Origin of the sequence: Arthrobacter woluwensis, assembly GCF_030816155.1 — a bacterium.
Taxonomy (GTDB): Bacteria; Actinomycetota; Actinomycetes; order Actinomycetales; family Micrococcaceae; genus Arthrobacter_E; species Arthrobacter_E woluwensis_A.
Genome location: NZ_JAUSXR010000001.1, coordinates 1,376,972 through 1,401,323, shown reverse-complemented (window position 1 = coordinate 1,401,323; position 24,352 = coordinate 1,376,972). Strand labels below are relative to the sequence as shown.

The 24,352-nt window shown below is 68.2% G+C and carries 17 protein-coding genes and 2 pseudogenes; 7 read left to right on the top strand and 12 right to left on the bottom strand.

Annotated elements, in window-relative coordinates; translation table 11 throughout:
- Positions 1-53: 53 nt before the first annotated feature.
- The 7 genes and pseudogenes from whiA to uvrA all read right to left on the bottom strand — a co-directional run bounded on the left by whiA (position 54) and on the right by uvrA (position 9,580).
- Positions 54-1,034, bottom strand: coding sequence for a DNA-binding protein WhiA (whiA, locus tag QFZ52_RS06225; protein WP_278268939.1), 981 nt, complete (start codon positions 1,032-1,034; stop codon positions 54-56).
- Between the two features lie 8 nt (positions 1,035-1,042).
- A pseudogene (locus QFZ52_RS06220) lies at positions 1,043-2,060 on the bottom strand (gluconeogenesis factor YvcK family protein).
- Complete coding sequence (rapZ, locus tag QFZ52_RS06215; RefSeq protein ID WP_307496762.1) at positions 2,060-2,989, bottom strand: RNase adapter RapZ; 930 nt, start codon at positions 2,987-2,989, stop codon at positions 2,060-2,062. Before rapZ ends, QFZ52_RS06220 begins: the two are co-directional and overlap by 1 nt.
- Positions 2,990-3,075: 86 nt before the next feature.
- Positions 3,076-5,133, bottom strand: a complete 2,058-nt coding sequence (gene uvrC, locus QFZ52_RS06210) for an excinuclease ABC subunit UvrC (protein ID WP_307496760.1) — start codon at positions 5,131-5,133, stop codon at positions 3,076-3,078.
- 20 nt (positions 5,134-5,153) lie between these two features.
- Positions 5,154-5,822: a lysophospholipid acyltransferase family protein gene (locus QFZ52_RS06205; protein WP_107002409.1), complete on the bottom strand. Its 669-nt coding sequence runs from the start codon at positions 5,820-5,822 to the stop codon at positions 5,154-5,156.
- Entirely contained in the window at positions 5,809-6,603 is a 795-nt protein-coding gene (locus QFZ52_RS06200) for an HAD hydrolase-like protein (RefSeq protein ID WP_307496757.1), read from the bottom strand. Before QFZ52_RS06200 ends, QFZ52_RS06205 begins: the two co-directional genes overlap by 14 nt.
- Before the next feature lie 87 nt (positions 6,604-6,690).
- Positions 6,691-9,580 (bottom strand): annotated as a pseudogene (uvrA, locus tag QFZ52_RS06195) (excinuclease ABC subunit UvrA).
- Between the two features lie 165 nt (positions 9,581-9,745).
- Between uvrA and QFZ52_RS06190 the strand changes: the two are divergent.
- The gene (locus QFZ52_RS06190; protein ID WP_307496756.1) at positions 9,746-11,440 is read left to right on the top strand and encodes a beta-N-acetylhexosaminidase; all 1,695 of its coding nucleotides are present in this window, start codon (positions 9,746-9,748) and stop codon (positions 11,438-11,440) included.
- 2 nt (positions 11,441-11,442) lie between these two features.
- Here QFZ52_RS06190 and QFZ52_RS06185 read toward each other — a convergent pair whose 3' ends face one another.
- Both QFZ52_RS06185 and QFZ52_RS06180 read right to left on the bottom strand, forming a co-directional pair.
- Entirely contained in the window at positions 11,443-11,817 is a 375-nt protein-coding gene (locus QFZ52_RS06185; RefSeq protein ID WP_307496755.1) for a GntR family transcriptional regulator, read from the bottom strand.
- Entirely contained in the window at positions 11,814-12,629 is an 816-nt protein-coding gene (locus tag QFZ52_RS06180) for a trans-aconitate 2-methyltransferase (protein WP_307496754.1), read from the bottom strand. The genes QFZ52_RS06185 and QFZ52_RS06180 overlap by 4 nt, the downstream gene beginning before the upstream one ends.
- Positions 12,630-12,799: 170 nt before the next feature.
- Here QFZ52_RS06180 and QFZ52_RS06175 point away from each other — a divergent pair, with 170 nt between their 5' ends.
- The 3 genes from QFZ52_RS06175 to QFZ52_RS06165 are packed head-to-tail and all read left to right on the top strand — an operon-like array spanning position 12,800 to position 17,183.
- Positions 12,800-15,325 (top strand): DEAD/DEAH box helicase, encoded by a 2,526-nt coding sequence (locus QFZ52_RS06175; protein WP_307496752.1) that lies wholly within the window; start codon positions 12,800-12,802, stop codon positions 15,323-15,325.
- 32 nt (positions 15,326-15,357) lie between these two features.
- Positions 15,358-15,861, top strand: a complete 504-nt coding sequence (locus tag QFZ52_RS06170) for a GNAT family N-acetyltransferase (RefSeq protein ID WP_307496751.1) — start codon at positions 15,358-15,360, stop codon at positions 15,859-15,861.
- Entirely contained in the window at positions 15,858-17,183 is a 1,326-nt protein-coding gene (locus QFZ52_RS06165) for an alpha/beta hydrolase (RefSeq protein ID WP_307496750.1), read from the top strand. The genes QFZ52_RS06170 and QFZ52_RS06165 overlap by 4 nt, the downstream gene beginning before the upstream one ends.
- 93 nt (positions 17,184-17,276) lie before the next feature.
- On the opposite strand, the gene QFZ52_RS06160 is transcribed toward QFZ52_RS06165, so the two are convergent.
- The 3 genes from QFZ52_RS06160 to coaE form a co-directional block, all read right to left on the bottom strand.
- Positions 17,277-18,404, bottom strand: a complete 1,128-nt coding sequence (locus tag QFZ52_RS06160; RefSeq protein ID WP_307496749.1) for a TerC family protein — start codon at positions 18,402-18,404, stop codon at positions 17,277-17,279.
- 225 nt (positions 18,405-18,629) lie between these two features.
- Positions 18,630-20,726: an excinuclease ABC subunit UvrB gene (uvrB, locus tag QFZ52_RS06155; protein ID WP_307496748.1), complete on the bottom strand. Its 2,097-nt coding sequence runs from the start codon at positions 20,724-20,726 to the stop codon at positions 18,630-18,632.
- Between the two features lie 20 nt (positions 20,727-20,746).
- Positions 20,747-21,343: a dephospho-CoA kinase gene (gene coaE / locus QFZ52_RS06150; RefSeq protein WP_307496747.1), complete on the bottom strand. Its 597-nt coding sequence runs from the start codon at positions 21,341-21,343 to the stop codon at positions 20,747-20,749.
- 145 nt (positions 21,344-21,488) lie between these two features.
- Between coaE and QFZ52_RS06145 the strand changes: the two genes are divergently transcribed.
- From QFZ52_RS06145 to QFZ52_RS06135, 3 genes are all read left to right on the top strand, one after another.
- The gene (locus QFZ52_RS06145) at positions 21,489-22,181 is read left to right on the top strand and encodes an IMPACT family protein (protein WP_373425703.1); all 693 of its coding nucleotides are present in this window, start codon (positions 21,489-21,491) and stop codon (positions 22,179-22,181) included.
- A 139-nt stretch (positions 22,182-22,320) separates the two neighbouring features.
- Entirely contained in the window at positions 22,321-23,826 is a 1,506-nt protein-coding gene (locus tag QFZ52_RS06140) for a S8 family peptidase (protein WP_307496745.1), read from the top strand.
- A gap of 102 nt (positions 23,827-23,928) precedes the next feature.
- Entirely contained in the window at positions 23,929-24,327 is a 399-nt protein-coding gene (locus QFZ52_RS06135) for a RidA family protein (protein WP_307496744.1), read from the top strand.
- Positions 24,328-24,352: the final 25 nt, after the last annotated feature.

The window sequence follows — 24,352 nt, the reverse complement described above, 5'->3', positions numbered from 1 at the left end:
CGCCCAGCCCGGGCATTCCACGCACTACTTCATGTGACGACCAGGCCTTTTGTCTACTCGTCCAGCATCTCGGCTGTCACATTGGCCTCCGTACTCGGGATCCCGAGTTCGGCGGCGCGCTTGTCCGCCATGGCCAGCAGACGCCTGATGCGCCCGGCGATCGCGTCCTTCGTCATGGGCGGGTCGGCCAGTCGGCCGAGCTCGTCCAGACTCGCGTTCTTGTGGGCCACCCTCAATTCACCAGCGTACTTGAGGTGGTCCGGCACGTCTTCCCCCAGGATGTGGAGGGCCCGCTCCACGCGTGCGCCGGCGGCGACGGCGGCCTGCGCCGAACGGCGGAGGTTCGCGTCATCGAAGTTCGCGAGGCGGTTCGCGGTGGCGCGGACCTCCTTCCGCATGCGGCGTTCCTCCCAGACCATGAGGGCGTCGTGCGCGCCCATGCGGGTGAGCAGAGCGGCGATGGTGTCGCCGTCGCGGATCACGACGCGGTCCACTCCGCGCACTTCGCGCGCTTTCGCGGCCAGGCCCAGACGGCGTGCCGCGCCCACCAGGGCGAGGGCGGCCTCCGGCCCGGGGCAGGTGATCTCCAGTGCGGACGACCGTCCCGGTTCCGTGAGCGAGCCGTGGGCGAGGAACGCGCCGCGCCAGACGGCTTCGGCGTCCGCGGCGGAACCGTTGACGACGACGGGCGGCAGCCCTCGGACCGGGCGGCCGCGCGAATCGAGCAGCCCGGTCTGGCGGGCGAGCGATTCACCGTCCACCACCACCCGGACCACGTATCGCGAACCCCGGCGCAGGCCACCGCCGGACACCACGATGATCTCGCTCTGATGGCCGTACACCTCGAAGATCGCGGCCCGCAGCCGGCGCGCAGTGGCGGCGAGGTCCACTTCGGCCTCGATCACGATCCTGCCGGAGATGATGTGCAATCCCCCGGCGAAGCGCAGCAGAGCGGAGACCTCGGCCTTGCGCTCGGAAACCTTCTTCACGTCCAGCCGGGACAGTTCTTCCTTGACGGATGCGGTCAGCGCCACACGTGCTCCTATTTCCTGTTGAAAACTTCGTGATAGGCGGTGGCCAGCCGCAGCGGGTCGTGCACCGCGGCGGAGCGGGGGCTCCGCACGGTGGCCAGATGGACTTCGGCCCCCAGACGGCCGGCCTCGGCGATGAATTCCTCGCGGTCGCCCACGGAATCCGGGTCGGCGATGACCACGTCGAAACCGACCTCGGGCGCGTATTCCCGCAGCACCCGCAGGTGATCGGCCGCGTTCATGCCCACCGTCTCCTGGGTCTCGGTGGTCAGGTTCATGGCCAGAGCACGCCGGGCGGGGGTGCTCGCCAGCGCGGACCGCATCTCCGGCAGCAGCAGATGCGGCAGCACCGAGGTGTACCAGGACCCCGGTCCGAGAACGACCCAGTCCGCGAGCTCGATGGCGCTCAGGGCCTCAGCGCACGCCGGGGCGTCCTGCGGGATCAGCCGGACGTTCTCGAGTTCCCCGGCCACAGCACACTGGGCCTGGCCGCGGATGGTCCGGGAACCAGTCTCACCGTCCTCGCCGGCGATCTTCGCCTCGCCCTCGATCGTGAGCGGGACGGTGGACATCGGCAGCACCTGCCCGCGGGCGCCCAGCAGGGCTCCGGCCCATTTGAGACCGTCCACCGGATTGCCCAGCAGTTCCCAGAGCGTGATGATCAGGAGATTGCCCATGGCATGCTCGTCGAGGGCTCCACTGCCCCCGGGGCGGCCCCGGAAGCGGTGCTGCATGACGTCACGCCATGTGCGTCCCCAGTCCGTGTCATCGCAGAGCGCCGCCAGCGCCATGCGCAGGTCACCGGGTGTGGAGGACGCCGAAGTCCTGGCGCAGACGCCCGGAGGACCCGCCGTCGTCGGCCACGGTCACGACGGCCGTCAACGAAGTGGTGAGCAGCCGCAGCGCGCTCAGGGTGGCGGACAGCCCATGACCTCCGCCGAGCGCCACCACGGCGGGGCCCGCGCCCTCCTGCGCTGCGGCCCGCCCGCCGGGCGGGACCAGCGGAAGCTGGCCGGTGAAGATCGTCACTACTCGCGCCCCAGGTCTCGGTGGCTCGTGTTGACCGTGACATTGGGCAACTGGGCGAGGCGCTTGGAGAGCTCCTCGGACATGGCCACGGACCGGTGCTTGCCGCCGGTGCAGCCGACGGCGATCGTGGCATAGTGCTTGTTCTCGCGGCGGTAGCCAGCCAGCACGGGCTCGAGGGCCTTGACGTAGTTCCCCAGGAACTCCTCGGCGCCGGACGCGGCCAGGACGTAGTCCCGGACGTCCTCGTCCTGTCCCGTGTGCGGGCGCAGCTCGGGGATCCAGTGCGGATTCGGGAGGAAACGCACGTCGGCGACGTAGTTGGCGTCCACGGGCAGGCCGTACTTGAACCCGAAGCTCATGACGTTCAGCCGCAGGACCACGGGACCCGAGTCGGTGAAGAGGTCGGTGACCGCGCTGGCCAGGCCGTGGACATTCAGCGAGGAGGTGTCCAGCACGATGTCGGCCTTGTGCCGGAGGTCCTTGAGCAGTTCGCGCTCCGCGGCGATCCCGTCCAGGATCCGGCCGCCGTTCTGCAGCGGGTGCGGTCGGCGCCCCTGCTCGAAACGCCGGACGAGCACTTCGTCGGAGGCGTCCAGGAACAGGACCTGGTACTTGATGCCGCTGGCCGAGAGGTTGGTGAGGGACTCCAGGATGTTCGCGGACAGGCCCTTGCTGCGCAGGTCGACGACGGCCGCCAGCTTGGGGATCGCCGGCCCGGCATGGGAGACGATCTCGGTCAGCATGTTGAGCATCTTCGGCGGGATGTTGTCCACCACGTACCAGCCGTGGTCCTCCAGCGCGTCCGCGGCCGTGCTGCGGCCCGCTCCGGACATGCCGGTGATGATCAGCAGCTCGGCGTTGTGCTCCTGGGCCGGGTGTTCCGGGGCCGCACCCTCGGGGGCGGGACTGGTCACTTCTGCGTCCGACATGGGGGTTCCTGCTCCTTGGATCAGTGCGGGCGGCACCGCCGGCCCGGCGACGCGGCTGCCTCAAGCGTAGCGAACTTTCCTGGCGCTCAGGGCTCGAGGATCTCGCCGGTGGTGTAGTTGACGGCGGGGACCTCGTCGGCGCTGTCACGGGTGAGGTGGGCGTGGATGGCGGTCGCCAGGACCGTGCCGATCCCCTTGACCTCGCACAGCTCCTCGACCGTGGCGGCCCGCATCTTCTTGACCGACCCGAAGTGGGACAGCAGCGCCTTCCGCTTGCTCTCCCCCAGCCCTGGGACGCCGTCCAGTGCGGACGCCGTCATCGCCTTGCCGCGCCGCTGGCGGTGGAATGTGATGGCGAAACGGTGGGCTTCGTCGCGGATCCGCTGGAGCAGGTAGAGCCCCTGCGAGGCGCGCGGCAGGATCACGGGGAAGTCGCTGTCCGGCAGCCAGACCTCCTCGAGGCGCTTCGCCAGTCCGACCACCCGCACCTCCGTGATGTCGAGGGCGTCGAGTGCCCGCTGGGCGGCGGCCACCTGGGGCTTGCCGCCGTCGACGACGACGAGGTTCGGCGGATATGCGAACTTGCCGGGCTGCACGGGGGCGCCGATCACGGCCTCCGCAGGGGCAGCACTTTCGGGCACTGGACTTTGAGGCACTGCGGTGTTCGGCGCATCGCCTTCAGGCGCAGCGCTTCCCGCCTCACCGCCGTCGTCGGCCCGGCCCAGAGTCTCCGGCACGTGGACGCGGTCCCGCAGGTACGCCTTGAAGCGCCGCGTCAGCACGTCGTCCATGGCGGCGGTGTCATCGTGAGCCGCGGCGCCGGTGATGGTGAACTTCCGGTACTCGCTCTTGCGTGGCAGGCCGTCCTCGACCACCACCATGGAGCCCACGACATTGGTGCCCTGGACGTGGGAGATGTCGAAGCACTCGATGCGCAGCGGCGGCTCATCGAGTTCCAGCGCCTCCTGGAGCTCCTGGATCGCGAGTGAACGGGTCGTGATGTCCCCCGCGCGACGGGTCTTGTGCAGCTTGAGGGCCTGCTCCGCGTTGGTCCGCACGGTCTCCATGAGCTGGGCCTTGTCACCCCGTTGAGGGACCCGGATCTCGACCCGGCTCCCCCGCAGTCCGCTCAGCCATTCACCGAGCTGCCCCGGATCCGGCGGCAGGACGGGGACGAGGACCTCCCGCGGGATCCGATCCGTGTTGCCGGCCTCCTCGCCGTACGCCTGCTGAAGGAGGTGCTCGATCAGGTCCGCGGGAGTGGTGTCCTCGACCTTTTCCACCACCCAGCCCTGCTGCGACCGGATGCGGCCACCACGGACACGGAACACCTGGACGGACGCCTCGAGTTCATCCTCATGGATGGCGAAGAGGTCCGCGTCGGTGGTGTCGGCCAGGACGACGGCATTGCGTTCGAACACCTTGCGCATGGCGGCGATGTCGTCACGGATCCGTGCGGCCTGCTCGTAGTTGAGCTCCGCCACGGCGTCCTTCATCTCACGCTCGAGGCGCCGGAGGAAGCGTCCGGCCTCACCGCCCATGAAAGAGCAGAAGTCCTCCGCGAGGGCCCGGTGGTCCTCTTCGCTGATCCGCCCGACGCACGGCGCCGAGCACTTGTCGATGTACCCGAGCAGGCAGGGCCGGCCACTGGCCTCGGCGCGCCGGAACACCCCGGCGCTGCAACTGCGGACCGGGAACACCCGCAGCAGCGTGTCCATGGTCTCGCGGATGGCCCCGGCCGTGTAGGGGCCGAAGTACTTGGCGCCCTTCCGCCGTTCACCGCGCATCACCTGCACCCGGGGGAACTTCTCCCCCATCGTCACGGCCAGGTAGGGGTAGCTCTTGTCGTCGCGGAACACGACGTTGTAGCGAGGCTTGAACTCCTTGATCCAGGTGTACTCGAGCTGGAGGGATTCGAGTTCACTGCCCACCACGGTCCATTCGACGCTCGACGCGGCGTGGACCATCGCATAGGTCTTCGGAGTGAGGCCGGCGGGCTTGGCGAAGTACGAGTTCAGGCGCGAACGGAGGCTCTTCGCCTTGCCCACGTAGATGACCCGTCCGTGCTGGTCACGGAAGCGGTACACCCCGGGTTCGGTGGGGATCTCCCCTGTCCTGGGCCGATAGCTCGCCGGATCCGCCATGGCTCCTCCGCTTCTCTAGATCACTCACTGGTGCGCACCTGGTTGTACCCGCTGGCCCGTTCCTGACCGCTCAGCGCCGCGATGGCGTCCATGATGCGATCCGTCGCCTGCCGGCGTGCGGGCAGCGAATGGTCCGGCCCGGTCTTCTCGAAGTACAGCGGCTCGCCCACCACCATGGTGAAGTGCTGCGGCTTGAGCGTGTTCTTGCCGGCCGGCTGGAGCTTGTCCGTGCCGATCAGTCCGACGGGCACCACGGGGGCTCCCGTGGTCAGGGCGAGCCAGCCGACGCCGGTCCGGCCGCGGTACAGCAGGCCGTCGCGGGAGCGCGTGCCCTCCGGGTAAATGCCCACACCGTTGCCGTTCTCCAGGATGTCCAGGAGGGTCTTGAGCGCCTGGACGCTGGCAGCCTGCTCGCCGCGTTCCACCGGAATGGATCCCACGGACTCGAAGAACGCCTTCATGGCCTTGCCCTTCACACCGGTTCCGGTGAAGTACTCCGCCTTGGCGAAGAAGGCCACCGGGCGGGGCATGAGAGCCTGAACGATCACACTGTCGAAGAACGACAGGTGATTCGGCGCCACGATGAAGGGGCCGTCCGTGGGGACGTTCTCCAGGCCGGTGACCGTCGGACGGCACGTGCCCTTGATGAGGGTCCGGGTGGTGAAGCGGACTGCGTCAAATACGGCCATGGTGTTCTTCCTCCGCTGCTCCATCAACCACTGCTCCCCCGACGGCGGCCACCGTGGCCACCGCTTCCCCTGCGGCGAGCCCTGACCCGCCCGACTGTGCACCGGCAGGGCCCGGCAGTCCACGGAGCAGTTCGTCGGTGGACGAGACCACCGAAATCGCTCCGGCGCGTTCCAGCTCACCGTCCACGGCGAAACCCCACGCGACGCCGATGCACGGCAGCTGATTCGCCGTCGCGCCTTCGACGTCCTGGTACCGGTCTCCCACCATCACCGCGGAGGCCGGGGCACCGAGGTCCTGGAGCGCCGCCGCGATGATCTGTTGCTTGCCGAGAGGCACGCCGTGGCCGGGGCCCTGAGCACTCTCATCATCCGAGGAGCCCTGCACTGCGTCGAAGGCCTCCACCAGGCCGTGCAGGCCCAGCAGTTCAAGCGCCAGAGTGCGGGGCTTCTGCGTGGCCACCGCCAGGGCGTATCCCCGTGCGCGCAGTTCCGCCAGGGCCTCGCGGATGCCGGGGTACACCCGGCTGGCCGCCATTCCCGTGGTCCGGTAATGGCGCCGGTACAGGGCGATGACCTCATCGACCCGCTCTTCCGGCACGCCGGCGAACTCCTGCAGAGCATGGCTCAGGCGGGGACCGACCATCGCCTGCAGCGCCTGATCGGGGGGTATGGGGAGGCCGGCCTCGTGGAGAGCCGCGGCGATTCCGCCGGTGATCCCCCCTGCGGGATCGATGAGGGTCCCGTCCAGGTCGAAGAGCACGGCAGCTTGAGCGAGAGTCACCGAGGTAGTTTCTCATGCCGGGCGCACGGACAGAAAACACCCATACACCGCACGGCATGCTTCGAGTCGATGTATGCCGTCACGCGACTACTTGACCGGGGTTCCCTCGAGGATCTCGGCCAGGAATTCACCCGTGAACGAGCCCTCGGTGGCCGCGACCTGCTCGGGGGTTCCCGTGGCGATGATGCGTCCGCCACCCGAGCCGCCGTTGGGTCCGAGATCCACGATCCAGTCGGCACTCTTGATGACGTCCAGATTGTGTTCGATCGTGATGACCGTGTTGCCCTTGTCCACCAGCCCCTGGAGCACCAGCAGCAGCTTCCGGATGTCCTCGAAGTGCAGGCCCGTGGTGGGCTCGTCGAGCACGTAGATGCTGCGGCCGTTGGAACGCTTCTGCAGCTCCGCGGCGAGCTTGACGCGCTGCGCCTCACCGCCGGAGAGGGTCGTGGCCGGCTGCCCCAGGCGGACGTAACCGAGGCCGACATCCACCAGGGTGTTCAAGTGCCGGGCGATCGGGGTGAAGGCGGAGAAGAACTCGGCCCCTTCCTCGATGGGCATGTTGAGCACGTCCGCGATGGTCTTGCCCTTGTAATGGACCTCCAGGGTCTCCCGGTTGTACCGGGCGCCATGGCAGACCTCGCAGGGCACGTAGACGTCCGGGAGGAAGTTCATCTCGATCTTCAGGGTGCCGTCACCCGAGCACGCCTCGCAGCGGCCGCCCTTGACGTTGAAGGAGAACCGGCCCGGCAGATACCCGCGGACCTTCGCCTCGTTGGTCTCCGCGAAAAGCTTCCGGATGTTGTCGAACACGCCGGTGTACGTGGCGGGGTTGGACCGCGGGGTGCGCCCGATCGGGCTCTGGTCCACATGGACCACCTTGTCCAGGTGCTCCAGGCCTTCCACGGTCTTGTGGCGGCCGGCCACCTGGCGGGCGCCGTTGAGCTTGTTGGCCAGCACCTTGTACAGGATCTCGTTGACCAGCGTGGACTTGCCGGAGCCGCTCACTCCGGTCACGGCGGTGAGCACACCCAGAGGGAAGCGCGCCGTGACGTTGTTGAGGTTGTTCTCACGGGCCCCCACCACCACGAGCTCACGCTTACGGTCGTACGGGCGGCGCTTGGCCGGCACGTCGATCCCCTTGCGGCCGGAGAGGTAGTCGCCCGTGAGCGACTCCGTGTTGGCCAGGAGTTCCTTGTAGGTGCCCGAGTGGACGACCTTGCCGCCGTGTTCGCCGGCGGCCCGGACCGATGTCCACGATCCAGTCGGCCTCGCGGATGGTGTCCTCGTCATGCTCGACCACGATCAGGGTGTTCCCCAGCCCGCGCAAGCGGGTCAGGGTCTCGATCAGACGGCGGTTGTCGCGCTGATGCAGACCGATGGACGGCTCGTCGAGCACGTACAGCACGCCGACCAGCCCGGAACCGATCTGGGTCGCCAGACGGATGCGCTGAGCCTCGCCACCGGACAGGGTCCCGGACGGGCGTTCCAGATTCAGGTAATCCAGCCCGACGTCGAGCAGGAAGGTCAGGCGGGCGTGGATCTCCTTGAGCACCTGGGCGGCGATCTGCGCCTCGCGCGGGGACAGCTCGAGGCTGCCCAGGAATTCGACGCAGTCCCGCATGGGCATGGCGCAGACGGCCGCAATCGACTTTCCGTTGATCAGCACGGACAGAGACGCCGGGTTGAGCCGTGCGCCGTTGCAGGCGGGGCACGGGATCTGCCGCATGTACTCCTCGTACCGGTCACGGGCGAAGTCCGACTCGGTTTCGCCGTGCTTGCGGTGCACGTACTGGACCACGCCTTCGAAGCCGGTGCTGTACTTGCGTTCGCGGCCGAAACGGTTGCGGTACTGGACCACCACCTTGTGGTCCTTGCCGTGCAGAACGGTCTCACGGACGGACTTGCCGAGCTTCTCCCACGGCGTGTCCATCGAGAAGCCGAGCTCGTCCGCGAGGCCGGACAGCAAGTGGTTCCAGTACTCCTGGGTGGCGGCGCCCAGGGACCACGGGGCGATGGCGCCTTCGTTCAGGCTCAGCTCCGGGTTGGGGACCACGAGCTCTTCGTCCACTTCGAGCTTGGTGCCGATGCCCGTGCATTCAGGGCAGGCTCCGAACGGGTTGTTGAATGAGAAGGACCGCGGTTCGATCTCATCGATCGCCAGCGGGTGCTCATTCGGGCACGCCAGGTTCTCGGAGAACGCACGCACCCGGCCCGGGTCCTCGGCGTCGAGGTCCACGAAGTCGGCAAGCACGCGGCCTTCAGCCAGCCCCAGGGCGGTCTCGACCGAATCGGTGAGACGCTGGCGGATGCCGTCCTTGACCACCAGACGGTCCACCACCACTTCGATGGTGTGCTTGTACTGCTTGCCCAGCTTGGGCGGGTCCGTCAACTGGATCTGCTCGCCGTCCACCCGGGCCCGGGCGAACCCCTTGGCGCCGAGTTCCTTGAACAGGTCCACGAACTCGCCCTTACGGCCGCGCACCACGGGCGCGAGCACCTGGAAGCGGGTGCCCTCGGGGAGCTCCAGCAGCTGATCGACGATCTGCTGCGGGGTCTGACGGGCCACCTCTTCGCCACAGATCGGGCAATGCGGGCGGCCCACACGCGCCCAGAGCAGACGCATGTAGTCGTAGATCTCAGTGATGGTGCCCACCGTGGACCGGGGATTCTTGCTGGTCGACTTCTGGTCGATCGACACGGCCGGCGACAGACCTTCGATGAAGTCGACGTCGGGCTTGTCCACCTGCCCGAGGAACTGGCGGGCATACGCGGACAGCGATTCCACGTAGCGGCGCTGGCCCTCGGCGAAGATCGTGTCGAAAGCGAGCGAGGACTTCCCGGAGCCGGAGAGGCCGGTGAAGACAATCATGGCGTCCCGGGGCAGATCCAGGTCCACGTTGCGCAGATTATGCTCGCGGGCGCCCTTCACCACCAGGCGCGACGACGGGGCATGGCCAGGCGAGCCGGCGCCGTTCAGGCGGGCCGCGCCATGGTTGTGGTTGAGCTGTTCAGGAGACAGGACTTGTTCACCGCTGACATGAGGCACCTAGCCATGCTAATCGAAAACCTGTTCGAATTTCCATGTCGGCCTCGTGTGGCAGGCTGGTGTCCACACAGACCCCTACTCGCGAAGAGGTTCTCCATGCGCATTCCCCCGCTGGTCCCGGCACCGGAGTCCCTGGAACTCCTGTCCGGTCACCTGCCGGTCCCTTCTCAGTTGACCTTCGCCACGGACGGCGACAGCGATGATCCCGGCTGGGCCCTGCTGCGCCATCAGGCGGAGGACTGGCTCGGGGTCCGGCTCCACGACGCGGCCCCCGAGGACGCCCTGCTGCTCGTGAGCACCGACCCGTCCTTGGCCCCCGGCGCGTACCGGCTGGAGATCGACGGTCTCATCCGCGTGGAAGCCGCGGATCTGGATGGCGTACGCCATGCCTGGCAGACACTCCGCCAGCTCAGCGGGCCCGAGGCCTTCGTCCCGCAGGGGTCGGCCCGCCGTCGTGCGGATGGACGCACCGTGCACTCGCTCCCCCGCCTGCGGCTGACCGACGCGCCCCGTTTCGCGCATCGCGGTGTCCTCCTGGACGTGGCCCGCCACTTCATGCCCTTCAGCGAACTCCTGCGGTTCATCGACCTCCTCGCCGCGCACAAGCTCAACGTGCTGCACCTGCATCTGAGTGACGATCAGGGGTGGCGGTTCGAGGTGAAGGCCTTCCCCCGGCTCACCGAGCTCGCCTCCTGGCGTCGGGACACCCCCGTCGCCTATGACACCCCGGCTCTGGGACACGCCCTCATGGCCGGGCACCCGCACGGCGGCTTCTACACGCAGGCGCAGCTCCGAGAAGCGGTCGCCTACGCGGCGGAGCGGGGCATCACGATCGTCCCGGAGATCGACCTGCCCGGGCACAGCGTCGCCGCGATCGCCGCCTACCCGTTCCTCGGCGTCGATCAGCCCGACGACCAGCCCGACGTCGAGGTGAGCACCCGCTGGGGCGTCAGCGACTGCATCCTGGACCCCTCCGAACGGACCCTGGACTTCTACCGGACCGTGCTCGATGAGCTCGTCTCCGTCTTCCCTTCGCCCACCATCCACCTGGGCGGGGACGAGGTGCCGTACACGCGTTGGGAACAGTCGCCGGAGATCGTCGCCCGGGCCCAGGAGCTCGGCCTGGCCTCCGTGGCCTCCCTGCACGGCTGGTTCCTCGGCCGCCTGGCGGATCACCTGGCCAGCCACGGCCGGCAGACGGGTGTCTGGCACGAGGCGATCGGCGAGGCGCTGCCGCAGAGCGCGATCGTCAACGCCTGGCTGGGGGTGGACACGGTGGAACTCAGCCTCGAACAGGGCCACCGCACGGTGATCTCGCAGCACGAGTTCACCTACCTGGACTACCGGGAAAGCGACCATCCCGATGAACCGAGCGCTTTCTGGCCGGTGCTGCCACTCGAAAAGGTGCACGGCTTCGACCCCGTCCCGGACTGGATCGCGGCCCTCGAGCGCGAGCACGGCGGCGCGGTGGCGGGGGTCCAGGCCCAGCTCTGGAGCGAATACCTGGTGGACCAGAGGATCCGCGACTTCCACGCGTTCCCACGGCTGTGCGCGTTCGCGGAGGTGGGCTGGTGCACCCGGAAACCCGGCTTTGAGGACTTCCTCGCCCGGCTCACCGGGGATCCGGAGATCCCCGGGCATCTCGCGCGCCTGAAGGCGGCCGGAGTCGGATTCCGCCCCCTGGAGGGACCCGAGCCGTGGCGCGCCCGGCCCGATGTGGCCCGCTTCCGGGCGGAGCACGCACCGAGCGGGCACACCCTCGCCGAGGAGGACGCGACGCCGGGCGAGTGAGCTCAGGCCTGGTCGCGGTAAGCGGCCGTGAGGAGCCGCACGGCCTCGGCGAGACTGACGCCGCTCGCGCGGGCCGCCTCGGCATAGGCCGAGGCGGCGTCGCCCAGGCTCTTCTGGCGGTCGTCGCGCGGCAGGATGACGGTGCCGTTGCGGCCTCTCGTCTCCACGATCGCCGCCGCTTCCAGTTCCTTGTAGGCGCGCGCCACCGTGTGCGGCGCGACGTCGAGTTCCGTGGCCAGCGCTCGCACGGCGGGCAGTCGCTGCCCGGGCGGCAGGCCGCCGTCGTCGACCAGATGGACGATCCTCAGCCGGAGCTGCTCGAACAGCGGCACGGAGCTGTCGGCCCGTGGCCGCCAGGAGCCGGGAAAGGCGCTCATGCGTCCGTCCCGTCGGCGGCCCCGGCCGGAGCCTTGCGCGCGACGGTGAAGAGGCGCCGGAACGGGAACACCGTTCCGTGCGGCGTGGCCGGATAGGCCTCGTTGAGCATCACCGCATAATCCCGCTCGAATGCTTCGGCGTCCGAGGCGTCGAGAGCGCTCAGCACGGGACGCAGGCCGGTGCCGCGCACCCATTCGAGCACCGGGTCGGGACCCTGCAGGAGCTGCTGGTAGCTGGTCTCCCAGGCGTCGGCCTGCCAGCCGGCGTCGAGCGCGATGGTCAGATAGTCGGCCGGTTCCAGCACCGCGTCGCGATGACGCAGCACGCCGGCGAGCTTCACGGCCCAGGCCGGGGAGTCGGCCAGTTCGCGCATGAGCACATGGGACGGTGCGCCGAAGTTGCCCGGCACCTGGAACGCGAACCACGATCCCTCCGCCATGGCGTCCAGCCAGACGGGAAGCAGCCGCTCGTGCCCGGGCACCCATTGCAACGCGGCATTGGAGACCACGACGTCGGCGTCGCCGGGCATCCACGTCGCGATGTCACCCAGCTCGAACCGGAGGTTGGGGAACCGTTCCGCGTGGACGGCGGCGCGGTCCAGCATCGCCTGCGAGGAATCCACCCCGACCACCTGCGCCTCCGGCCAGCGCGCGGCGAGCGTCGCAGTGAGATTGCCGGGGCCACACCCGAGATCGACCACGAGCCGGGGCGACTCGGCGTGGATCCTCTGGGTGAGGTCGAAGAAGGGACGGTCCCGGTAGTCGCCGAATTTCACGTACGTCGCGGGGTCCCATTCCACGGTCGGGTGCATCGCTTCTCCTTCGCCGAAGAGCACGCCGGACCGGCGTGAGGCAACTCTCAGTGCGACAGTACCCCACCCTCGCTCCGCGTCGGGCGGGGCCCCTCGCCCGCTAGCGCCTAGCCGGGCTCCCCACCCTCGCTCCGCGTCGGGCGGGGCCCCTCGCCCGCTAGGCTGGGACAGTGAAGCTCCTTGACAGTCTCCCCGCCACCGGCCGCCTGAACGATGACGATGCGTACACGGCCTTCGTCGAGTGGGTCGAATCCCGGGGGCTGTCCCTTTACCCCGCGCAGGATGAGGCGGCCATGGAGCTGGCGGGCGGCGCGAACGTCATCCTCGCCACCCCCACAGGGTCCGGGAAGTCGATGGTCGCCATCGCCGCGCATTTCTACGCGATGTCCCGCGGCGAACGCAGCTACTACACCGCTCCGATCAAGGCCCTGGTCTCCGAGAAATTCTTCGCGCTCTGCGACATCTTCGGAGCCGAGAACGTCGGCATGGTCACCGGCGACTCCTCCGTGAACGCTGACGCGCCCATCATCTGCTGCACGGCCGAGATCCTGGCCAACGTCGCGCTCCGCGAAGGCTCACAAGCCGAGCTCGGCGCCGTCATCATGGACGAGTTCCACTTCTACTCGGATCCCCAGCGCGGCTGGGCCTGGCAGGTGCCGCTCCTGGAACTGCCGCAGGCGCAATTCCTCCTCATGTCCGCCACGCTGGGCGACGTCACCCGCTTCGAGAAAGGCCTCACCGACCTGACCGGCTGCGCTTCGGTGACCGTGAGCTCCGCCGAGCGGCCGATCCCGCTGCACTTCTACTACGGCATGAAGCCCATGGCCGAGACCCTGGAAGAACTGCTGGAGACACGGCAAGTCCCCGTCTACGTGGTGCACTTCAGCCAACTGGAGGCCATCGAGCGCGCGCAGAGCCTCATGAGCGTCAACATGTGCACGCGCGAGGAGAAGGACAAGATCGCCGAACTCATCGCGGGCTTCCGGTTCTCCGCGGGCTTCGGCAAGACCCTGAACCGGCTGGTCCGGCATGGAATCGGCGTGCACCACGCAGGCATGCTGCCCAAGTACCGCCGCCTGGTGGAGCAGCTCGCCCAGGCGGGCCTTCTCAAGGTCATCTGCGGCACGGACACGCTCGGCGTCGGCATCAACGTACCCATCCGCACCGTGGTGCTCACGGCGCTCAGCAAGTTCGACGGCGTGCGCACCCGATTGCTCAATGCACGCGAGTTCCACCAGATCGCGGGCCGCGCGGGCCGCGCCGGCTACGACACCGCCGGGACGGTGGTGGTCCAGGCGCCGGAGCACACGATCGAGAACGCCAAGGCGATGGCCAAGGCCGTGGCGAAATTCGGCGATGACCAGAAGAAGCTCCGCCAGGTCGTCAAGAAGAAGCCGCCGGAGGGCTTCGTCTCCTGGGGCGAGCCGACGTTCCAGCGCCTGGTCGCTTCCATCCCGGAGCCCCTCTCCTCCAGCTTCACCATCACCCACGCCATGCTGCTGAACCTGCTGGAACGTCCGGGCGACCCGTTCGCAGCCACGCGGCACCTCCTGGAGTCGAACCACGAGCCCCGCGGCCGTCAGCTGGAGCTGATGCGGAAGTCACTGGGCATTTACCGCGAGCTGCTGGCCGCCGACGTGGTCGAGCGGATCCCGGAGGCTGAACGCGGACCGGACGGGCGCACCGTGCGGCTCACCGTCCACCTGCAGGACAACTTCGCGCTCAACCAGCCGCTCTCCCCCTTCGCGCTGGCCGCACTGGACCTCCTGGACCCGGAGTCGCCGTCGTACGCCCTGGATGTCGTCTCGGTGATCGAGTCCACGCTGGACAAGCCGCGCCAGATCCTCGCGGCCCAGCTGAAGAAGGCGAAGACGGACGCCGTCGCGGCAATGAAGGCCGAGGGGCTGGAGTACGAGCAGCGGATGAAGGCCCTCGAAGAGGTCAGCTACCCCCAGCCCCTGGCTGAGTTGCTGCTCGAGGCGTTCGACACCTACCGCCGGGCGGCCCCCTGGGTCGGTGACTTCGAGCTGACTCCGAAGTCGGTGGTCCGCGACATGTACGAACGAGCCATGAGCTTCGGTGAGTTCGTGCAGTACTACGGCCTCGCGCGCAGCGAGGGCATCGTGCTGCGGTATCTCAGCGATGCCATCAAGGCCCTGCGCCAGACAGTCCCCGCCGACGCCCTGCGCGAGGATCTCGAAGACCTCATCGCGTGGCTCGGCGAGCTGGTGCGGCAGGTCGACTCCAGTCTCCTGGACGAGTGGGAGGAGCTGAGCAATCCCCACGACCACACCGAGGATCCCCTGCTGCCGCCCGCGCCGCCCCGTCTGACCGACAATGTTCGCGCGTTCCGGGTCATGGTCCGCAATGAGATGTTCCGCCGCGTGGAGCTGTTCGCGGACGAGGACTCCCGGGCCCTGGCGGAGCTCGACGGCGACGCCGGCTGGCACTCCGACCGCTGGGAGGACGTGCTGGACGACTACTACGACGAGCACGACGACATCAGCACGGGCGCCGACGCCCGCGGGCCCCAGCTGCTCCTCATCACGGAGCACCGGGACCGCTGGGACGTCCGCCAGATCTTCGCCGATCCGGCGGGGAATCATGACTGGGGCATCTCCGCGGTGGTGGACCTGGCGGCCTCGGATGAGGCCGGCAGCGCCGTGATCAAGGTCCTGGACGTGAACCGGCTCTGAACGGTCCGGCGGCCCGCGCTAAGCTGAAATCCATGAGCCGCATCAGAGAAGCCACCCGCGCAGACGTCCGTGACATCCACCAGATGATCGTGGACCTGGCCGTTTACGAGAAGGAGCCGGACGCCGTCCGCAACACGCCGGAGGAGCTGGAGAAGCACCTCTTCGACGGCCACCCCGCCATCTACGCCGCGATCGCGGAGGACGACCTCGGCCGGACCCGCGGTTTCGCGCTCTGGTTCCTGAACTACTCCACGTGGGAAGGCGTCCACGGCATCTACCTGGAGGACCTTTACGTGAAGCCGGAGGCCCGAAGTGAGGGCCACGGCAAGGCCCTCCTGACCCACCTGGCCTCGGTCGCCGTGGAACGCGGCTACGCCCGGGTGGAGTGGAGCGTCCTGGACTGGAACGAGCCGTCCATCCGCTTCTACCGTTCGCTGGGCGCCGTGCCCATGGACGGCTGGTCGACCTTCCGCCTCACCGGCGACGCGCTGCAGGCCGTCGGGACCGGTGAGGGCGCGTCGGCGGTGACCGCATGACACCCGTCGCCGATCACCGCGAAGGCGCCGTCCACGAATTCCGCGGCGTCCGCACAGCGGACCACTTCTTCACCGTGCCATTGCGGCCGACGGATCCCGACAGCGAGACCCTGGAGGTCTTCGCCCGCGAGTACGGTCCGTCCGGTCTGAGCGATGAGCAGCGGGACGGCCTTCCCTGGCTGCTCTTCTTCCAGGGCGGGCCCGGTTTCCCCGGCAACCGCTGGACGGCGCTGAGCGGCTGGGCGAAGGCGGCCACCGAGCACTTCCGGGTCCTCATGCTGGACCAACGCGGCACGGGTCTCTCCACTCCGGTGGAGGCGGCGACGCTCGCCGCCCGCGGTGACGCGGCGGCCCAGGCGGAGTACCTGACCCATTTCCGCCATGATTCCATCGTGGCCGACGCCGAGGCGATCCGTGAAGTGCTCGGCATCGAGCGCTGGAGCATCTTCGGCCAGAGCTTCGGCGGCTGGTGCTCCCTGGCGTATCTATCGCTCGCTCCGGCGTCGCTCCGCGAGGTGCTCATCACCGGTGGCCTCGCTCCCCTGCAGGGTTCACCGGACCGGGTCTACCGCGCGACCTACGCACGGATGGAGGCCCGGAACCGCGAGTACTTCGGCTGGTATCCGGAGGACCGCGCCCTGGTGAACAGGATCGCGGCGCATCTCCGTGAGGTCCCGGAGTTCCTGCCCCGCGGTGACCGGCTCACCGTGGAGCGCTTCCAGATGCTCGGCATGTACCTGGGCGGGAACACCCGGGTCGATTCGCTGCACTACCTCCTGGAGAAGGCCTTCATCCAGACTCCGGAAGGGGAACGGCTCTCCCAGTGGTTCCTGGCCCAGCTGCCGGCCTACCTGGACTTCGCCCCGAACCCGCTGTATGCGGTGATCCACGAGTCGATCTACGCCCAGGAGGCGGCGACGGACTGGTCCTCCTGGCGGGTGCTGCGGGAGTTCCCGCAGTTCTCCCCCGAAGCCGAGGACGTCCTGCTCACGGGCGAGATGATCCAGCCCTGGCTGTTCGAACAGGACCCGACCCTGCAGCCCCTCACCGAGGTCGCGGAGCTCCTGGCCGCCAAGCAGGGCTGGCCCCGCGTCTTCGACCTGGACGTCCTCGCGACCAACACGGTCCCCGTGGCGGCCGCCGTTTACGCGGACGACGTCTTCGTGGACCGGGAGCTCTCCCTCGAGACGGCAGCGTCCGTCCGCGGGCTGAAGACCTGGGTCACCCCGGACTTCCACCATGACGGGATCGCCGACGACGGCGAGGCCATCTTCCGCCGCCTCCTCACCATGGCGCGAGGCGGGGACGTCGCGGACGCCTGACGCGGGTTTCCCCCGGACACGACGACGCCGGGCGGCAGCTTTCGCTGCCGCCCGGCGTCGTCGTTCAGTCAGGAGGCGATCCCCCGGCAGCCGTCAGCGCTGTTCGGGCGCCTTGCCGGGTTCCGCCGGCTCCCCGGCCTCGGCCTGTGCCACAGCCTGCGCCTCGGCTTCGCGTCGTGCCACGACCTCCTGCTGGTGCGCCACACGCTCAGCCGTGCGGCTGATCTGGTGCTCCGTCGCCTCACGGCCCTCGCGCTTCTTCGAGACCGCCAGGCTTGCGACCACGGCCAGGACGATGGTGCCGAGGATGAAGATCAACGAGAACGACGTGGGGATGTCCGGGGCCCACTCGATGTGCTGGCCGCCGTTGATGAACGGCAGTTCGTTCTCATGCATGGCGTGGAAGATCAGCTTGAAGCCGATGAAGGCCAGGATGATCGACAGCGCGTGCTTGAGGTAGATGAGCCGTTCCATGAGACCGCCCAGCAGGAAGTACAGCTGGCGCAGACCCATGAGGGCGAAGATGTTGGCCGTGAACACGATGAACGGGCTCTTCGTGAGGCCGAAGATCGCGGGGATGGAGTCCAGGGCGAAGATCAGGTCCGTCATGCCGAGGGTCAGGAAGACCAGGAGCATCGGGGTGAAGAGGCGCTTGCCGTTGATCTTGACGGTGGCTTTGCCGCCGTTGAACTCGTTGTGCATCGGGAGGATCTTGGAGAACCAGCGGACCAGGCGGTTGTCGCCGCCGTCCTCGTCATCCTCGCTGTCGTCCTTGGCCTGGTTGTACGCGGTCCAGAGGAGGAAGGCGCCGAAGATGTAGAACACCCAGGAGAACTGCTCGATGATCACGGCGCCCAGCAGGATGAAGATGCCGCGCAGGACCAGCGCGATGATGATGCCCACCATGAGGGCTTCCTGCTGGTACTTCCGGGGCACCGAGAAGCGCGCCATGATGATGATGAAGACGAACAGGTTGTCGATGCTCAGGCTGTATTCGGTGACCCAGCCGGCCACGAACTGACTGCCGTACTCGGGGCCGGTGAACGCGAACATCAGTCCGGCGAACACGAGTGCGAGCGTCACGTAGAAGCCGACCCAGAGACCAGCCTCCTTCATGGAGGGTTCGTGGGGCCGCTTGAGGACCATCAGGAGATCGATGAGGAGGACGATGCCGAGGACCACGAAGGATCCGACCTCAAACCAGAGGGGAAGATCAGGCACGGGAGACCTTTCAGAGGGTATGAACCATTGCCATAAGTCTCTCCGGGCCTGACGAACAGGTCCTGCCCAGCCCGGCGAAGCGCCATTGCCTCACGTGTTGACGGACTGAGCACACGGGATACTCCCCTACTCGGGAATCATTCTATCCCACGAGGCGGTCCCGGCGGGACTGTCTGGTCGCCGCGCCCCGGCCCGCCCCGGCGGGACCGACTCTTAGCACGCCGCCTACGCGTGACCTGCCGCCTGCATCTGGCGCAGTTCCTTCTTCAGATCGCCCACCTCGTCACGGAGCCGGGCGGCGAGCTCGAACTGCAGCTCGGCCGCAGCGGCGTGCATCTGTTCGGTCATCTGCTCGATCAGGCCCACCAGCTCGGTGGCGGGCGCGGCCGCCAGGCCGTCCCTGCGCACCGTGGCACTGGCCTTCTCCACGGCCGCCGTGGAGCCCTTGCCATTGCGCTTGGCCCCGGAGAGGAGCTCCTGAGTGTCCGCGTCCTCGCGGGCCAGCTGGTCCGTGATGTCCGCGATCTTCTTCCGCAGCGGCTGCGGGTCGACCCCGTGCTCCTTGTTGTAAGCCACCTGGATCTCACGACGGCGGTTGGTCTCCTCGATGGCCAGGGCCATCGAGTCCGTGATCCGGTCCGCGTACATGTGGACCTGGCCCGAGACGTTACGGGCCGCACGGCCGATGGTCTGGATGAGCGACGTGGACGAGCGCAGGAAGCCTTCCTTGTCCGCGTCCAGGATCGCGACCAGGGAGACTTCGGGAAGGTCAAGGCCTTCACGGAGCAGGTTGATGCCGACGAGCACGTCGAAGACGCCCAGACGCAGCTCCCGCAGCAGCTCCACACGGCGCAGCGTGTCCACATCCGAGTGGAGGTACTGGACCTTTACACCGTGGCTGAGCAGGTATTCGGTGAGATCCTCGGCCATGCGTTTCGTCAGCGTGGTCACCAGGACACGTTCGTCCTTGTCCACGCGGGTGCGGATCTCCCCCAGGAGATCGTCGATCTGGCCCTTGGTGGGCTTCACCACGATCTCGGGGTCCACCAGACCGGTCGGCCGGATGATCTGCTGCACCACGCCGTCGGACTTGCCCAGTTCGTACTTGCCGGGGGTGGCGGAGAGGTAGACGGTCTGCCCGACGCGCTCCAGGAACTCGTCCCATTTCAGCGGCCGGTTGTCCATGGCGGACGGCAGACGGAAACCATGCTCCACCAGGGTCCGCTTCCGGCTCGCATCGCCCTCGTACATGGCGCCGATCTGCGGCACCGTGACATGCGATTCGTCGATCACGAGCAGGAAGTCATCCGGGAAGTAGTCCAGCAGGCAGTGTGGAGCTGACCCCGCCTCACGGCCGTCGATGTGACGGGAGTAGTTCTCGATGCCGTTGCAGAAGCCCATCTGCTGCATCATCTCGAGGTCGTACGTGGTGCGCATGCGCAGACGCTGCGCCTCCACCAGCTTGTTCTGCGCTTCGAAGGTGGACAGCCGCGAGGCGAGCTCGTCCTCGATGGTCTTGATGGCACGGGACATCCGCTCCGGACCGGCTACATAGTGCGACGCCGGGAAGACGTACATCTCGTCCTCTTCGCGGACAATCTCGCCGGTCACGGGATGCAGGGTGTAGATGTTCTCCACCTCGTCCCCGAAGAACTCGATCCGGAGGGCGAGCTCCTCGTACATGGGGATGATCTCGACGGTGTCGCCCCGCACCCGGAAGGTGCCGCGGTGGAAGTCGATGTCGTTGCGGGCGTACTGCATGGCGACGAACCGTCGGAGCAGGTCATCCCGGTTGATCTGCATGCCCTTGCGCAGGGTGACCATGCCGGCGATATACTCCTCCGGCGTGCCCAGACCGTAGATGCAGGAGACCGTCGCCACCACGACCACGTCGCGGCGCGTCAGCAGCGCATTCGTGGCGGAGTGGCGGAGCCGTTCCACCTCCTCGTTGATGGACGAGTCTTTCTCGATGAAGGTGTCCGTCTGCGGGACGTAGGCTTCCGGCTGGTAATAGTCGTAGTACGAAACGAAGTACTCGACGGCGTTGTTGGGCAGCAGCTCACGGAACTCATTGGCGAGCTGCGCGGCCAGCGTCTTGTTCTGCACCAGGACGAGCGTGGGCCGCTGGACCTGTTCGATCAGCCAGGCGGTGGTCGCGCTCTTGCCGGTGCCGGTGGCGCCGAGCAGCACGATGTCCTTCTCACCATTGGTGATGCGTTCCGTCAGCTCCGCGATGGCGGTGGGCTGATCCCCGGCGGGCTGGTATTCACTGACGACCTCGAAAGGCGCCACGACACGGTTGATCTCCTGGGCGAGGCTCATAGAACAAATGTACTACTCGCCTATGACACTTTGCGGGCCACGTTCTCCCAGAGCGCATCGACCTGTTCGAGCAGCTCCGCCAGACTTCCCGTATTCTCCAGGATGACGCCGGCGGCGGCGTTGCGCACCTCCCGCGTTGCCTGCGCGGCGATGCGGGCCCGGGCGTCCTCCTCGGACATGCCCCGGAGCCCCACCATGCGGGCCACCCGGACATCATCGGGGGCGTCAACCACCACGACCAGGTCGAAATCCCCCTGCTGCCCGGTCTCCACCAGGAGAGGGATGTCCTGCACGACGACGGCGTCGGCCGGCGCCGCCGCCACGATCGCCGCCGCGGCACTCCGGACGAGGGGGTGGACGATGCCGTTCAGCGTCCGGCGTCTGCCCTCATCGGCGAAGACGATCGCGCCGAGGGCCGGCCGGTCGAGGGAGCCGTCCGGACGGATCACACCGTCGCCGAAGGCCTCGCGGATCGCAGCCAGTCCCGGAGTGCCCGGCTCCACGACCTCGCGGGCCAGCGCGTCGGCGTCGACCACCACGGCTCCCAGCTCGGCGAGCCGCGCCGTCACGACCGATTTCCCTGAGGCGATCCCGCCGGTCAACCCGATTCTCAGCACAGCACCACCCTAGCGGCTGCATCCGGGATCACCAGCGAGGACCGGCGCAACCGGGGCACAGACCGACGCAACCCGGCGCAGCCCGGAGCAACCGGCACAGACCGGCGCTGCCCGGCCCCGCCGCACGGCGCCCGACTACGATGGACTGGTGCCTGAAGCCGAAGACAGCCGCGCGACGCGGTACACGACGCTCGCCGCTGGTCCGGATTTCCGCCATGAACTCGAGATCAAGCGGTCACGCTTCATCACGGTGCTCCGCCGGGTGGAGGACGAAGACGGGGCCCGTGTGCTGATCGCCGAACTCCGCCGCGAATTCCACGACGCCCGGCACCATTGCAGCGCCTTCATCCTCGGCCCCGACCGGATGACGCAGCGCTCGAGCGATGACGGCGAGCCGTCCGGCACAGCGGGCATTCCGATGCTGGAAGCCCTCAACCGCCGCGAGACCGCGAACGGAGTGGCCGACCTGAGCGACGTCTGCGCCGTCGTCGTGCGCTACTTCGGCGGAATCCTGCTGGGCGCCGGCGGGCTGGTGCGCGCCTATTCCGACTCCGTGTCCCAGGCCGCCGACCGCGCGCCGTGGGTGACCCGCCAGCGCCTGCGGCTGGCGGATGTTCCGGTGGGTTTCGCCGATGCGGGAAAGCTCGAAAACGAGATCAGGTCCGCAGGGCTCCACGTCGTCGGCACGGGGTACGGTGCGGGTCATGCCACCCTCAGGGTGGCCTTCGACGACGACGCGGCCACCCTGGACCGCGTGCAGCGGACCGTCCTCTCGCTCAGTGCGGGTGCTTATGATGCCCGTCCCGGCGGCACGGAATGGGTCGATCTGACGAGATGAATCGGGCTTCTACCGGACTTTTCTGAAGTGGATCTTTCAATAACCATTGAAAACCCTGGGAACGCCGACTAGAAACGAGGGAAGGCACTCGCCTGCAGCCGGCACGTCCGGCCTCCACTCATCGAGAGGACCCTCACCCATGAGGTTGCACATTTTCCGCTGGCCGTTGCGCCCGGTCGCCTGCGCCGTCGCGTCGCTCGGCCTGGTCCTGCTCGGCTCCGGGGTCTCCGCCCAGGCCACCGGCACCGACACGTCCACGCCCGTTCCGGTGAACCCACCGGACGGCACCGTCATGAGCTACGTGGTCAACGCCGGGCAGGCAAACCCCGGCCAGACCCGCAAGGTCGAGCAGGCCGTCACCGCCGCGGGCGGCGTCGTCGTCCAGAGCTGGCCGGAGATCGGCGTCGTCATCGCCCAGTCCGACCGTTCCGCCTTCCGCGACCGCGTCAAGGCCGCCGGCAAGAACGCCGTCCAGTCCGTCGGAGCGACCCGGACGGCCGAGGTGACCGACAAGGTCACCGGCCCCCAGGTCCCGTGGGGCCCGGGATCGTCCGGTTGGAACAAGGGGAAGAACAAGCCCGTCAACGGTGACGAGCCCACCACCCTGGTCCCCGCGGGCCCGGCGGATGCCATGGAATCCCAGCAGTGGGACATGACCCAGATCAAGGCCGATCAGGCGAACAAGGTCACCGACGGCAGCCGCAACGTGCTGGTGGGTGTCCTGGACTCCGGCATCGATCCCACGCATCCGGACCTCGCCGCCAACATCTCCGTCCCGGACTCGGTCAACTGCACCGCCGGTGGACGCCCCGACCAGACGCCCGGCGGCTGGTACCCGACCACCTCCGACCACGGCACGCATGTGGCCGGCACGATCGCGGCCGCCCGCAACGGTGAGGGCATCGTCGGTGTCGCGCCGAACGTCCGTCTTGCCGCCGTCAAGGTCGTCAGCGACGCCGGGTTCATCTACCCGGAATACGCCATCTGCGGGTTCATGTGGGCCGCACAGCGCGGCATGGACGTCACCAACAACAGCTACTACATCGACCCGTTCGAGTTCTGGTGTGACGACCAGCCCGATCAGGCCGCCGTCCGCGAGTCCGTGGCCCGCGCCGTGAACTGGTCTGTCAAGCGCGGCGTGGTGAGCTCGGCGGCCGCCGGCAACTCGAGCGTCGACTTCACCCTCAACACTGAGGACGATGGCAGCCCCAATGACGCTCCGGCGCCGACCAAGCGGACCATCAACCAGGGCTGCAAGGACATCCCGTCCCAGCTGCCCGGGGTCGTGACGGTGTCCTCGATCATGAAGACCGGACAGCTCTCGTACTTCTCCAACCGCGGACTCGGCGAGATCGACGTCGCCGCACCGGGTTCGAGCATCCTGTCCACGATCCCGAAGGGCAAGTACGGCCTGAAGAGCGGTACTTCGATGGCGTCTCCGCACGTCGCCGGTGTGCTGGCGCTCATGAAGTCCGCGCATCCTGAACTGACCCCGGCCCAGATGGTCGCGAAGCTCCGCGCCGATGCCACCCCGACGCCGTGCTCGGCGCCGCAGGCCAACATCGGTCCGGCCTGCGTGGGCACCACGGCGCTGAACAGCTTCTACGGCTACGGCATCGTGAACGCCCTGAAGGCGGTGCAGTGACGGTCTCCGGCAGTCGCTGACGGCACGAGGCCCGGGGCCCCGCCCCATGAGGCGAGGGACCCGGGCCTCCCTTTTGTCCGCCCCAGGTGACAGGATGTGGCCATGGACATCACCACCCTGCAGCCCGAGGGCCTCGTGAAGAGCCCTGCCTTCAGTCATGTCGCCATCGTCCCGCCCGGAGCGACCACCATCTACGTCGGTGGTCAGAACGGGGTGGACGAGAGCGGCCGTGTCGTCTCCGACGATGCCGCGGAGCAGTCACTCCGTGCCGTGGAGAACGCCCGGGTCGCCCTCGCGGCGGCCGGCGCCGGGCTGAGCGACGTGGTCCAGTGGACCGTGCTGATCCAGGCCGACGCCGACCTGCGCGCCGCGTATGGCGCGATCGCACCGCTGCTCGCGCGGGAGGGCGCCCCTCCCCTGGTCACCGCGGCTCTCGTCGCGGGGCTGGGTGTGCCGGGAGCCCTCATCGAGCTCAGCGCGGTGGCCGCCGTCGTGCGCTGAGCACTGTGCGCTGAACTTCCCGCGA

Coding starts and splice junctions, on each gene's coding strand:
- QFZ52_RS06165 (WP_307496750.1), top strand. CDS start 15,858: ATGACACCCGTCGCCGATCACCGCGAAGGCGCCGTCCACGAATTCCGC.
- QFZ52_RS06180 (WP_307496754.1), bottom strand. CDS start 12,629: ATGCACCCGACCGTGGAATGGGACCCCGCGACGTACGTGAAATTCGGC.
- QFZ52_RS06185 (WP_307496755.1), bottom strand. CDS start 11,817: ATGAGCGCCTTTCCCGGCTCCTGGCGGCCACGGGCCGACAGCTCCGTG.
- rapZ (WP_307496762.1), bottom strand. CDS start 2,989: ATGTCGGACGCAGAAGTGACCAGTCCCGCCCCCGAGGGTGCGGCCCCG.
- QFZ52_RS06170 (WP_307496751.1), top strand. CDS start 15,358: ATGAGCCGCATCAGAGAAGCCACCCGCGCAGACGTCCGTGACATCCAC.
- QFZ52_RS06190 (WP_307496756.1), top strand. CDS start 9,746: ATGCGCATTCCCCCGCTGGTCCCGGCACCGGAGTCCCTGGAACTCCTG.
- QFZ52_RS06205 (WP_107002409.1), bottom strand. CDS start 5,822: ATGGCCGTATTTGACGCAGTCCGCTTCACCACCCGGACCCTCATCAAG.
- QFZ52_RS06135 (WP_307496744.1), top strand. CDS start 23,929: ATGGACATCACCACCCTGCAGCCCGAGGGCCTCGTGAAGAGCCCTGCC.
- uvrC (WP_307496760.1), bottom strand. CDS start 5,133: ATGGCGGATCCGGCGAGCTATCGGCCCAGGACAGGGGAGATCCCCACC.
- uvrB (WP_307496748.1), bottom strand. CDS start 20,726: ATGAGCCTCGCCCAGGAGATCAACCGTGTCGTGGCGCCTTTCGAGGTC.
- QFZ52_RS06140 (WP_307496745.1), top strand. CDS start 22,321: ATGAGGTTGCACATTTTCCGCTGGCCGTTGCGCCCGGTCGCCTGCGCC.